The 13,098-nt window shown below is 34.0% G+C and carries 8 protein-coding genes; 4 read left to right on the plus strand and 4 right to left on the minus strand.

The window, feature by feature from the left end:
* The 3 genes from OM075_RS04610 to OM075_RS04620 all read right to left on the minus strand — a co-directional run.
* The coding region (locus tag OM075_RS04610) for a cadherin domain-containing protein (protein WP_301189305.1) at window positions 1–3,983 on the minus strand (3,983 nt) is incomplete at its 3' end.
* A gap of 673 nt (window positions 3,984–4,656) precedes the next feature.
* A complete protein-coding gene (locus OM075_RS04615; RefSeq protein WP_301189306.1) occupies window positions 4,657–5,490 on the minus strand; it encodes a response regulator in 834 nt (277 codons plus the stop codon).
* Window positions 5,491–5,574: 84 nt separating this feature from the next.
* A complete protein-coding gene (locus tag OM075_RS04620; RefSeq protein ID WP_301189307.1) occupies window positions 5,575–7,938 on the minus strand; it encodes a sensor histidine kinase in 2,364 nt (787 codons plus the stop codon).
* Window positions 7,939–8,123: 185 nt separating this feature from the next.
* Here OM075_RS04620 and OM075_RS04625 point away from each other — a divergent pair, with 185 nt between their 5' ends.
* The 4 genes from OM075_RS04625 to OM075_RS04640 all read left to right on the plus strand — a co-directional run bounded on the left by OM075_RS04625 (window position 8,124) and on the right by OM075_RS04640 (window position 11,181).
* Window positions 8,124–8,972: a pyruvate, water dikinase regulatory protein gene (locus tag OM075_RS04625; protein WP_301189308.1), complete on the plus strand. Its 849-nt coding sequence runs from the start codon at window positions 8,124–8,126 to the stop codon at window positions 8,970–8,972.
* A gap of 278 nt (window positions 8,973–9,250) precedes the next feature.
* Window positions 9,251–10,096, plus strand: a complete 846-nt coding sequence (locus OM075_RS04630; protein ID WP_301189309.1) for a GTP cyclohydrolase I — start codon at window positions 9,251–9,253, stop codon at window positions 10,094–10,096.
* Between the two features lie 66 nt (window positions 10,097–10,162).
* A complete protein-coding gene (locus OM075_RS04635) occupies window positions 10,163–10,768 on the plus strand; it encodes a 6-pyruvoyl trahydropterin synthase family protein (RefSeq protein ID WP_301189310.1) in 606 nt (201 codons plus the stop codon).
* A gap of 206 nt (window positions 10,769–10,974) precedes the next feature.
* Entirely contained in the window at window positions 10,975–11,181 is a 207-nt protein-coding gene (locus OM075_RS04640; protein WP_301189311.1) for a CCE_0567 family metalloprotein, read from the plus strand.
* A 59-nt stretch (window positions 11,182–11,240) separates the two neighbouring features.
* On the opposite strand, the gene OM075_RS04645 is transcribed toward OM075_RS04640, so the two are convergent.
* Window positions 11,241–13,076 carry a methyl-accepting chemotaxis protein gene (locus tag OM075_RS04645; protein ID WP_301189312.1) on the minus strand — a complete coding sequence of 612 codons (1,836 nt, stop codon included), beginning with the start codon at window positions 13,074–13,076 and terminating at the stop codon, window positions 11,241–11,243.
* Between the last annotated feature and the right edge of the window lie 22 nt (window positions 13,077–13,098).

Here is a 13,098-nt window from a genome sequence, read left to right on the forward strand (position 1 = left end):
TTGTTTACTACTGTGATGGCTCCTGTAGATGAATTGATTCCAAAGATACCATCCCCATTTCCTGCGGTGATTGAGTAGCTGATGGTCTCGCCATCGGCATCCAGGTCTGAAGACGTGTTGTCATCATCAATATTTACTACAGCACTATTGTTCGATGCATTTTCTGCTATCGTTGCTGAGGCATTTGAAATTACAGGACTATTGTCATTCACATTCGATACACTAATGGAAACAGTTGCATTATCAGTGTTTGTTCCATCTGTAGCCTGTACAGTTAAACTATATGAAGTTGTTGATTCATAATCTAACTTGCTGTTATTAACTACTGTGATAGCTCCTGTCGATGAATTGATTCCAAAAATGCCATCGCCATTTCCTGCTGTAATTGAGTAGCTGATGGTCTCTCCATCCGCATCCAGGTCTGAAGACGTGTTGTCATCATCAATATTTACCACTGCACTATTGTTTGATGCATTTTCTGCAATTGTTGCTGAGGCATTTGAAATTACAGGACTGTTGTCATTCACGTTTGTTACAGTTACATTAATAGTCTCCGTATCAGTATTTGATCCACCATCTGTTACGGTTATATTCAATACATAAACATTATCTGTATTAGCATCCGCTGCATTCTCATAATCTGGTGCAGTTTTAAATGTCAGCACACCTGAAGTTGCTCCGATTGTAAAGAAACTTGCATCGGTTCCACTAATTGAGTATGTTTTACTATCTCCTGCATCGGCATCTGTTGCACTTACTGTTTCTACTGCAGTAGTCCCTTCAGCTACACTTTTGTCTGATGCTGTTAGTATAGGAGCATTATCATCATTACTTATTGTTCCAACACCTAAAGCATCTTCAATTACAGCATTTACTGCATTAGATAAATTAAGATATAAAGCTTCATCAAGTTCGGCTGTTTTATCACCATTTATAGTAACATTGATCGTTTTAGATGTTTCTCCGGATTCAAAAGTAATAGTACCTGTACTTAGTGCCTGATAATCACCGTTTGCAACAGTTGCAGAATTATCCTGAGTACTATAATCCACAGTAATATCACTTTGGCTATAATAACTCAGCGACACAACAAACTGCATATTTTTAGTTCCTGAATTTCCTTCATTAACAGAAACATCACCAACAGATATTTTAGGTTGATTTACTGTAATTGTAACATCAGAAAGAGGAGTTTCACAACCACCTTCACTAGCAATTATTGAAACTGTATTTGAACCAATTAACAATTTACTTGGTAAAATACTAATTGACAAATCGTTTCCATCTCCAATTGCACTTCCTACTTCAGTTCCATTAATATAGGCTTTATAAACAATACTGCTTTCACTTGAAGTTATTGTTACCACACCATTATCTCCAGCTTCAACAGTACTTCCTGTTGTAGTTTTTACTGCCGGAGCATTATTTGATGATATTGCAAATGGTTCAGAAGTATTTGTACATCCTTCTTTTGTTATCTTTAAGGTCCAATTGCCGGATGCCAAAGTACTTACATCATCTTTTAAAATTTTAGTATTATATATAAGAGATCCATTGGTCCAGGTATAAGATGTTGCTACTGTTTCTGTCGCACTCAATGAAATTTCATCTCCTGCACATGCAGTTGTTTCACCTGTAAATGTTACCAGAGGAGATTGTGAAACCTCAAAATCATCCGAATGCACACACCCACCTTTGGTTACTGTTAAAGAATAAGTTCCATAACTTACACTACCACTCGATATACTTAAATCCTGAGTAGAATATGTTGCACCATTAGGATCGGTCCATAAATAAGTCGCTCCTGGTTCTTCTGCAGATAAATTCAAATCATTACCACTACAGATTGTTGTATCACCCATCACTTCAATTGAAGGACCAATATAAAGTGTAAAGCTTTTAATAACTTCAGAATAACCATCATCAGCTTTAACATATACAATTGCAGAACCAGCTGCATCAGTATTAGGTGTTATAGAGATTGTTCGGTTTGAACCTGAACCTCCAACTGTAATATTCTGGTTTGATACAATTTCTGTATTATGAGAATATGCGATTACCTCTATATCATTTGCATCAGTTTCTGTATCACTAACTGTAAACGGCAAATCTGTTAAATCTGCATTGGCACAAATGGATTGATCGGCAATGTCAGAAATAACGGGATCTGTGTTAACCTCCACATAAACAAAGTCAGATTCGTTTGAATAATAAGTTCCGTTGCTGGCATTATATTCAAAACTGGCTTCTCCCCCCCAATCAGTGGTCGGAATAAATACCAGATTAGAAATATCAGATTGTAGAATCTCATCGTTCACAGCAACATTGACACCTGATAATTTTAAAATGCCATGCGCAGGATTTGGCAATGACAGAATCTGAATTTTATTCAGAGATTGTGAGATATCAAAAAATTTATTCTCGAAGTCTGTTGCACTAAAAGTCAGATTTGTATTTATTGGAGTCTGCTTATAAATATCTGCAACTATAGGAGCATCACCATTTTCACATTTTGAAGGGTTGGTTGAGATATTAATAGGAATACTTGGCAAACCCAGATCAATAGCATTAAACCATGAGTTCATTGTGTTGGTATTACCATTATTAAATCCACCATTATTCCCAAAATAAGTCCAAATCCGTTCAATACCGGCGTTAATCTTAAGCTGGGTAATAACAGTTTCGTCCATTTTACCCGTATTATCACCCCACTCACTGATTGCTGAAATATTTGAATCATCCCAATACAGGGTAGGCCCTAACTTATTAAATGGCCTTACAGAGGCTGTTTCAATTCCACTTAAAGCCTCTGCATCATAAATTGGAAAGTGAGCAGGGCCCCGACCTAAAAAGGTAGCAGAGGCATTAACTAATCCATCACTTACATCATTACCTGAATCATCTTTAAAGTCCCATATTACATAGTTGGTACCTACATTTAAATCTACGTTAAGGTATCTATCAACACTTCCCGCTGTATAAACTCCATCGTTATTTAAATCTAAAAGTATCGTGGTAAATCCTGAAATATTTGTTTCAATTTTAAACAGTGTTTTACTTCCATAGGTACAAGTTGCGCCATTCTTTTCTAAAGTAACTGTTCCCGCATTAATATTTAATAACTGTGGTTCTCTATCATAATCATAATCATAGATTTTTGTATCCTCTAACCACACTTTCAACATTGGTGGTGGTAAAGAAGTTCCTGTAAAGGCTACATGATCAGGATCATTTAAGAAAATCTTATATTCTCCAATATTATTCCTACTTCCTGTAACACTTTGTGCTTTTTCAATAGGGTTTGCCTTGCTATCATTAATACCATAGGAGTTTACAGCAAAAGAAAAAACATTTGGATACATTTTATACTTTACTTTATTTACAAACTCATCCGATGTAAATACATAAAAATCAGCATTTACAGGATATTGCGTAAAACTTGTTGTACTAAAGTTCCATTTATAAGACCACAACCTACCTGCTGATTTATTGGGTTGATCAGCATTTACAATGATATTATCACTGGCATCGGTTACTGTAACATCAAAGTAGTTAAGATAAATGTTACTGCTAAAACCTATATAATGATTACCGGTAGTTGTTGCAGTATATACAATAGGTGTATATCCATCAGCAGTTGAGGTTTGCGTTCCATTTAAGTAAACACCCTCCGGACCATTAACTGCCTCTTGATAACTGGCAATATATCCAACACCTGTAGTTGGCGTAGGTGTTTCTGATATCACAATGTTTCCTGAAGGATCATATAACTGATAGTTTGCAGTTGTACTAGTGACTCTCATACCCAAATGGAGCTTTTCACCTGCATTTAAATAAATATAAATCCTACTTTCGGTATTACTGTAGGTAGGCATTTGTATTCGCAATCGATCTGTTGCACTGGGCATTAATTGCTTTGTTCCCTCCTGAGCTTTCACAAGAAAGCTCAAGAGCGCAAAGCTCAATAGTAAAATTTTTCGCATATTATAATTGTTTTTGTTTTCTCAAGTAATTCTAAATCTATGTATTGAGATTATAGATGGTTTAAATTGACACATTAAGATTCTACTGCACAATACTTTATTCTAAGCAGCGTATTGTTGACAATTACCCCTCTCCTATCCTTTTCTCATTCTTTTTTATTCCTAATACTAAAATTCACTGCAGAATATGTTACCAACGAATCCAAACATACTAGTCGAAAAAATGTTCTCGTTAATTTTTTATAATTCATATGTTCTATTCTTTTAATCATTCTCTATTTTCAATTTCAATAAAAGAGTTTTGTGTCTTTTGGTACTCCTTTACCTTTTTAAATTCACAATACGCTATTATCATTTCACAGTTTCTCTAACATGATAGATTGATTAATAAAACTGATAAACTTTACGTTTATCTTGACTAATGGAACTAAGAACCTTTTAAATCGAAAATTATAAGGGTGGATAACTCCTTAAATCCAGTGCTATTTTTCCTAAATTTTCATTTTACTCAGTCCAGTTTTTACGAGGTACTTTAATACATACTAAAGCGTTTGCGAATATAATGAGGCTATTAGAATGCGTAATATTTTTACAGTAAGCAAAAAGTAAACAATGGTAGTTGGAAAGAATAGATTACCAGATAATAGGGCAAAAAAGGAAGCTTTGTTTTTCTTTAAAAGCTCGTTAAGTAGGTTTCAAGATTAACTCCTTCCAGATTAAGTTTTTTGCGCAAGCGATATCTTGAAGTTTTTATACTGTCGGCAGTTTGATTTAAAACAGTAGCTATTTCTTTATTTGCCATACCAAGTTTAATAAAGGTACATAACTTCAGTTCTGCAGGTGTAATTGTGGGATGCTCCTCGGTGATTTTTTTATGGAAGTTGGCATGTACTTGTGAAAAGGAAATGTTAAACCGATACCAACCTTCTTCTTCAACCTCTTGCAGCAATTCAGATTTAATATTCTCCAATTTTTCAACCGCCTTATCAGGGTGGGATAAGATAATTCCTTTTAATTTTTCAATCTCTGAAGCAAAAGTACGATTAAAACGTTGTGCCTTTATCAGATGTAATGAACTTTCGGCTAAGTCCTTATTTTTTTGTTCTACCAGCTCTGTATAATAGGATGAAATTAGCAGGGCTGACTTGCAGCGAGCAATTAACTCCACCGGATCAAGTGGTTTTCGGATATAATCTGTAGCTCCGGCAGATAGAGCTGTTTGCAAATCTTCTGAAGAAAGCATCACTCCTGTTGCCATAATTATGGGCGTATCCTTAAGTAAGTCCTCTTTTTTTAAAATTTTGATCAAATCAATGCCAGAAATAGATGGCATATTCCAATCTGTAATAATTAAATCCGGCTCTGTTTTAATGGCAATAGACAAGGCCATTTGAGGATTATTCGTTTGATATATCTTATACTCAGGCTCGTATTTTTCAAATATCGAAACCATGAGTTTTAAATTCCCTATAGTATCATCAACAATAAGTATTTTAAAATTAGACATATCCCGCTTTTTATTTCAAAAATAGCATTTTCTTGTGTTAATCCGGCACTTTTAGAGGCCATCCACATCCCTTTTTCATAAACACTAGCTCAATATACGATTGATCGTTTCAATATATCTTTCCTGATTACAACTAAATACGGCCTCATTTATTCGTTCTATTAAACAATGGCCTTCTTCAATATTTAAAGCTCCTATCATGCCAAGGATTTTATTGATATCTGTAACTTCAAAAACCTCTTTTTCTTTAAGTTCAGATAAATATGGTACTATCAAATTTTTACTTTGCAAACTCAGCTTACTGTGTTTAACAGACTGATCTTCATCTTCGTTTTTTATCCGCTCCTTATTTATAAAGGAACAAGATTCCACGGGTATCAGAATTTGAAATTCAGCACCATCACCAAAGTTAGAATGCACTGCAATGCTTCCTCCATGAGCTTCAATAGCCAGTTTACAAAAAGCAAGTCCTAGTCCTGTAGATCGCAAACTCTGATCAGCCTGATCACCACTCTTATATCGGTCAAATATTTTTGATTGCATCTCTTTTGTTATACCAGGTCCCTGATCTTTAATTTTACAAATTACCATATGCTCACCATCTTTTTCTAATGTGATAAAAATTTTACCATTAGTTGGTGAAAACCTAATGGCGTTGATCAGAATATTTACCAATATTCTTTTTATGATATCAAAATCGCCAAAGGTGTTAAATTGCGCAGGTTCAATCCTTTCTATACAAATACCTTTAAGCATAACATTTACACTTACATCATGAATTGCAGATGTTATCGCATCATTTAAATTTAAAAATTGTCGGTTAATTGAAAAACCAACTTCCTCAGCCTTATTAACATCTAAAATATTTAATACCATGTTATGCATTTCAATACCGGCCTGCCAAATTAACTTATCTCTGTCGGGCATATCATGCATTTGCGAAAGGTTAATAATAGAATTTAATGGATTCTTTAAATCATGAACAATCATACCGGTCATTCCATCTCTAAACCTGTTTAATTCTATCAGTTTTTTATTTACTTTTTCAAGATCAAAAGCCTGTTTTTCAATCGAATCCTTTTGAAGTCTGATTTCTTGCGTACGCACATTTACTTCCTGTTCCAACTGCATGGTATGCTTTTTCAAAGCCGTACTTAACAAATCCACCTCTAAAAAGGAATGGGTTAATTTTTTAGCCATTACAAAAGAAAAGGAAAAGAAAATAAAGAATAATCCGTAAGGCAACAGAAAGCCGGAATCAATCATTTTATTAAAGTACAATATATCATTAATAAATGACGCATAAAAAAAGAAGATTCCTACAAAAAACACTCCCGAAAACGCTAGCTTTTTAAGTAATGCCATAAACACACCATAAAGCATATAGCTACTTACTATAAAAGCAAAAAATTGATAATATAAAGGTATATAAGTAAATACAAATGGAGACATAAATAGCACTGGCACAACACTTATAGCGATAACCAGCCATACTGCGAACTCCATCTTTTTAGTAAATATTTTTGAATAGAAGGTCCGTAAAAAACTAAAAAACAAACCGGTAATAACTATAAAGGCAAGATATTCAATACGCAAGGCAAATTCCCAACTCATTGATGGAAAAACCCATAACAACAGCTTCTCGCCTGTTGTTGCCAATCGAAGAACCCCAAACATTGACAACAGACTGAATAGTATAATTGAAACATCTCTTCGACCAACAATATAAATGTGCAAAAAGTATCCAGCCAGAGCGCAAAATACCGCAAGTAAAAAAATGGATAAACTTAATTGCCTAAGAATGTATGCTCTAACATCACTCGCTTTGCCAAATAACATTACATCTTCCGGCCCTCCTTTTCTATGATGAAAATTTGATATTTGTAAAACAACATCAATCTTTTTATTGTGAGAGTAGAAATATATTTCCTGACGTTTCCAGGAAGGAACGGTTGTTTCTGTTGAAGTGCCTACCTTCCCTACTTCAATAATTTCTCCATTTACCATTAGTTTATATGCACAATCCAATTCCTTTACTCTTATGCCATAAAAACCATCATCAGGTACTTTTATTGTTAAATAATACGTAGCAAATCCTTCTGCAGTAATATCATCGGAATAAATAGTTTTATCATTCCACACGGATGGTAATGTTACAAAAACCGGCTTTTCTTCAAGAGCATTAATATCTTCTTTTGAATAGAGTTTATTCCAATAAAAAGAGAATTCGCCTTGCAGCTGAAATAATTCTGAATGATCAAAGTCGTGCTCTTTTAGTATTAATTCTCCCCTAACTGATTTAGGTGCTCCTTTTCCAGAACTCCTTTCGTCATAAAAACCATATTTATACATTATTGCAAGGGCAAAAACCACAAAAAGAGCATATAAAATATTCTGTAAGTATTTTGATTTAAAATACTTCAGAACCAATTGGCTGAAACTTTGCATTTAAATAATAGGTAATGTTTTAATGTTATATAAACCGATTGACAAATAAAAGGTTCTTATGGGAAAGAATACTTATTGTGACTATTAAAAAAATGAAAATGCCAGCATAAATTCCCATAACAAAATCTGTTTGAATATTAATCAAAATCCTACTTTTTATTATCTTAAAGCAAAAATCTACTATTATGGAACAAAATTCTAATATGCCTCCTATTTATGTGGTATCCGGAGGTAAAGGAGTGGCCGGACATACCCTGGTTGAATCAATGCTTATACAATATCCCAATCATAAAATTCCTGTAATTATAGAACCTGAAGTTTCTACTCAGGAACAAATTGACACGATTACCGATAAGGTTGTAGCCAACAATGGTGTAATTGCGCATACAATGGTAGATCACATTGCACGCAGAAAATTGGTTGATGCTTGTGAGAAAAAGGAAATCAGACATTTTGATCTTGTTGGTAACATGTCAGATTATCTGGATACTGTTTTAGACATGAAGCCTGTTGAACAACCTGGTTTGCACCGATTACGAGATATGGAATACTACCGAAGAGTCAGAGCCATAGAATTTACAATGCAACATGATGATGGCCAGCATGCTGAAAAAATTGCAACTGCAGATATCGTTTTAGCAGGTGTTTCAAGAACCGGAAAAACTCCATTAAGCATTTACCTCGCCATGTTTGGCTGGAAGGTTGCCAATGTACCCATTGTTCCTGGTACGCCTATACCTGATACACTTTTTCAGATTGATCCAAACCGTGTTTTTGGATTAACGATTTCAATGGCCTACTTAATTGCACAGCGAAGTAGCAGAGTTTCCAGAATTCATATGGATCCAAATACCGATTATATTGACAGAAGAAAAGTTAGAATGGAATTGGATTTTGCTGCCAATCTATTTAAAAAAGGAGGTTTTAAAGTTTTAAATATCACCAATAAACCGATAGAATATTCTGCAAATGAAATCATTACTATCTTAACATCTCGTTTTGGAAAAGAAAAGTGGAAAGCCCATGAAGATTAATGATAAGATTTCTTTCTAATTATAAATTCTGGCTGGTATAATTTTTATAGGTACCTGCCTTCTTTTTTAATGATAGCGAGATCATATGGTCCGGACCACTCGGTCTGTTCTTTTCTACATTTCTTCTTTGAACCATACAACTTTGCATCTCTTAATCCTATACACCTACTATATTAAAAGGATAATTCAATCAGTCGTGTTTAATTTATTAAACCAATATCTTAAACAATACCAGATAAATGTATGTTGTACTATAAGAATGCATAAAACTGAAGATTATGAAGGATGTAGATATAAATATTGCTATCAAAAAAAATAAACGATTAGCAGACACCTATAAATATTATGGTTGCAAACCTGAAGTAGAAGGTCCTTTTGATTACTTAAAAGATTTTGTTAGAGATCAGTTTAATAAACAGTATCCTAAAGAGAACTTTTTAGTTTACTGGAATGAATATAATAACCTAAAGGATTTTAAAATATCTGACAATGTGGAAAGTGTCGGAGGGGTTTCGGAGCAAGCTCATTACATCATGAGAATCATTACGGAGTATCATTTTGTTCAGGCCTTTAAAGCCATGAAAGTTGACATGAATGATCCTAATGTTGGAGGTGAAAAAGGAACTCCGTATCGTATTACAAAAATGTATACTGGTAATAGCCTTAATGATGATTCTGAATTGTTATCAGGAAGATGGTCAGACAGACCTGCCATTGCCAATTTTCCGAACGAACAAAAACAACGTTTTCCAATTACTAAAAGAATTGATATTGTATCTGTATGCTCTCATCATTTAGCGCCATTCAGTACACTTTTCAGAGATGGTGCATATGCTTTGGTAAGTTATATTCCGGATGAAAAAGTCTTAGGGATTTCTAAATTACAAAGGATTGTTGACTGGGTTTCCAGAAGAGGACACCTACAAGAAAACCTGACTAAAATGATTTATGATGAGATTAGTAAGGCAGCGGAAACTGCATCTGTTTATGTAAAGCTCTCAGGTTTAGTACATACCTGTGAATCGCTGAGAGGTACGCAGAGTAATGAAGGTTCTTTCTCAAGCGAATACTATGGCGGAGATTTTAAAGATATTGACTTACGCAGAGAAGTTAGAGGTATGTAACTTTGATAAAGCTTTTAAATTACAGACACCCACATTTCAATTGAATCAAATAAAGAAAAATAAACAATGATAATAAGAAAGAAATTTAAGTTTGAAGGAGCTCATATTGTCAGAGATTGTTCAAGCGACAGATGCAAAAAATCCTTACATGGGCATAGCTATGTGGTAGAAGTATTTTTGACTTCTGACAAACTGGACTTTGGCCAGATGATTTATGATTTTGGATTAACAAAAGGAACCATAAAAGATATCATAGATAGTTTTGATCATGCCTATGCCATGTGGAATAAGGAAAGTGATGATTTTAAATCCTTTATTAAAAACAACAGCGAAAGATATATTGAAATGCCGGTTTCTCCATCGGCTGAGTGCTTTTCGTTAACCATTTTATTTTTAATTAATAAGATTTTAGAGGCTACTCAATTTAATAACGGAGAAGGAAATGTAAGTGTTAAATCAGTAAGAGTACACGAAACAGACACTGGTTACGCCGAAGCCTATATGGAAGATTTAAAATGGTTTGACTATGGATTAAATGATATTCAGTTTAGTGATGCCATTAAAGAGGAATGGGCTGACCCAAAGATGTATGATAAACTATTGGATTTTCACGCCGAAAATAAAGACGAAAAACCTTTTATCAATCCGTTTATCGAAAGAAAATTCAATTAACCGAATTATCAGGGGGTATATAGAAGGGTAAATTGAATCGTTTACCCTTTTTTTATTTTCATTTTTCAATCCTACAATCAGGTAGTTCTTTACCTTTTTACACAACAATATTGTTTGTTTTCATTTCTCTAAATACTGAAAAACAGCAAAATAAACATCATGGCTTATTATTTGAATTATAATTATCAAATTTAAAACATACAATTATGAGCCAGGTAGAAATACAAGAATTAGAAAAAGAAGTAAACAAGTTAAAGTTTAAAGCTGGTATACAAGCCAGTGAATTGCATGATTTAGTGGAGGATAGACTTTTAATGGATTTTGAAGACATTCCTTCTGTTGCAAAAGCGACATATGAAGCCTGCAAAAAGTGGAGTGATAAAAACAAGGAGCTATTAGAAGCAAAAAAATAATTTCCACATAAAACTAATGGGAATCCTGTCCAAGAGCAGATTCCCATTTTTCATTTATATCATTCCTTAATTTTAAAGTACAATATCGACTGCAGCAACTCTTTGGATTGAGATGACAATTCATCTGAAGTTGATGCCAACTCTTCCGACGATGCCGAATTCCGTTGAGTTACACTATTGAGTTCACTAATGGCAAAATTAACCTGATTGATTCCATTATTTTGCTCTTGAGCAGCAGCTGAAATTTCCTGAACCAAATTAGAAGTCTTTTCTATTTCGGGCAATAAACCTGTAATTCTTTCCAACGAAGAAAGAGACAACTCGTAACTCTCACTTGTTAAATCCACAATATCTTTAGCAGCTTTATTACTTAATTCGGCCAGTTTTCGAACTTCTGCAGCAACAATTGCAAAACCTCTTCCCTGCTCGCCTGCCCTTGCTGCTTCAACTGCTGCATTAAGAGCCAGAATATTAGTTTGCGTTGCTATATCCGTAATAATTTTAATCTTATCCTTAATTCGGTTATTTGCCTCAACCACCTTTTCTGAATCAGTTCTCACACTATTCATTCCTTCTGCAGCTTCCTGCGATATTTTATTGGCAACTACAGAATTCTCTGCACTTTGATTAATCGTTCCGGTAATTTCTTCCATCACCGAAGAAATCTCTTCTATAGATGACGCTTGCTCTGAAGCTCCTTCTGAAATATGTAGGGCATTAGTGGCAACCTCTCTTGTTCCATCATTAAAATTTGAGATATTATCTTTAATACCTGCTATAATATTGGTTAATTCCCTGATCATTAGATTATATGCTTCAGATAATTCTCCGATCTCATTGTTTAACTGAACATCCGACTTCTGAGTTAAATCACCATTTGACATATTTTTTATGAGCTTATTGATTGCTATAATTGGTCGGGTAATTCTTCGCGAAAAGAAATAAGCATATGTACTTCCAATTATAATCATTACCAAAACAATAACAATTCCAACATACAGATTTAAGTCTATCTCTTTTTGAAATGATTCAACAGGAATGTAAGAAAGTGCCACCAGGTTATTGGTCATTTTATTATATGCTCCAATACATTCTGTATCGTCAATTTCAAAGTATGCAGTACCCTTAGGAGAATTTTGAATTGTTTTAAATAAGTTAGCCAAAGACTCGTCTGAAGTATTTATGTTTAAATTAAAAATTTTGGCTGTGTCTGAGGATGCGATAATTGCCCCATCTTCATCAATTACAATGGTTTTATATTCCCTTCCTGATGCATTTGTAACAATTTGCTGAGAAAAACCATTTAACTGAATAGAAACCGCAAAAAGTGATAACAATTCCTGGTTTTCATCTAAAATTGGAAAACTTGCTAATACCACTGGTTGTCCTGTTATTGGCGACTTTACAATTTTCCCTAATACAGCATCTTTTAATTGATAGGTATCATTATACCATGTTGTCGTTTTATCTTCTTTTAAGTTGTAACCTTCAGAAATTCCATTCAATCCATCAATCAAAACAATTCCATTCAGTGAGAAAAATAAGTTCTCTATAATTTCAGGCTGCAATAATCGTTCTTGTAGTAAGTTCTCTTCAATTTCTTGCTTCATTTCGCCATCGACATCACCCTGCTTGGCTTTTTTAAAGAAATCCAATAAGTATTTGTCATTGGCAAATGATTCTGCTAAAACCTTTAATTCTTCTAATTTAGCATCAAATTGCTTACTTCGCTCAAACGAAACGGTAGTTAACTCATGTACGGTTGCATCTTTTATTAGAGTACCAATATGATTATTTGACATTGATATTAAAAAGATGGATGTAACCGCAATTGATATGGTTACCGACAAAAATAACTGTCGTGCAAATTTTGACTGAAGTAAACCTTTTTTCATCTGTTGGGATTTGATTTTATTT

Origin of the sequence: Plebeiibacterium sediminum (assembly GCF_026013605.1) — a bacterium.
Taxonomy (GTDB): domain Bacteria; phylum Bacteroidota; class Bacteroidia; order Bacteroidales; family Marinilabiliaceae; genus Saccharicrinis; species Saccharicrinis sediminus.

Excerpts from the sequence above, each read along its gene's own strand:
- OM075_RS04635 (WP_301189310.1), top strand. The coding sequence starts at position 10,163 with ATGATAATAAGAAAGAAATTTAAGTTTGAAGGAGCTCATATTGTCAGA.
- OM075_RS04645 (WP_301189312.1), bottom strand. The coding sequence starts at position 13,076 with ATGAAAAAAGGTTTACTTCAGTCAAAATTTGCACGACAGTTATTTTTG.
- OM075_RS04630 (WP_301189309.1), top strand. The coding sequence starts at position 9,251 with ATGAAGGATGTAGATATAAATATTGCTATCAAAAAAAATAAACGATTA.
- OM075_RS04625 (WP_301189308.1), top strand. The coding sequence starts at position 8,124 with ATGGAACAAAATTCTAATATGCCTCCTATTTATGTGGTATCCGGAGGT.
- OM075_RS04620 (WP_301189307.1), bottom strand. The coding sequence starts at position 7,938 with ATGCAAAGTTTCAGCCAATTGGTTCTGAAGTATTTTAAATCAAAATAC.
- OM075_RS04640 (WP_301189311.1), top strand. The coding sequence starts at position 10,975 with ATGAGCCAGGTAGAAATACAAGAATTAGAAAAAGAAGTAAACAAGTTA.
- OM075_RS04615 (WP_301189306.1), bottom strand. The coding sequence starts at position 5,490 with ATGTCTAATTTTAAAATACTTATTGTTGATGATACTATAGGGAATTTA.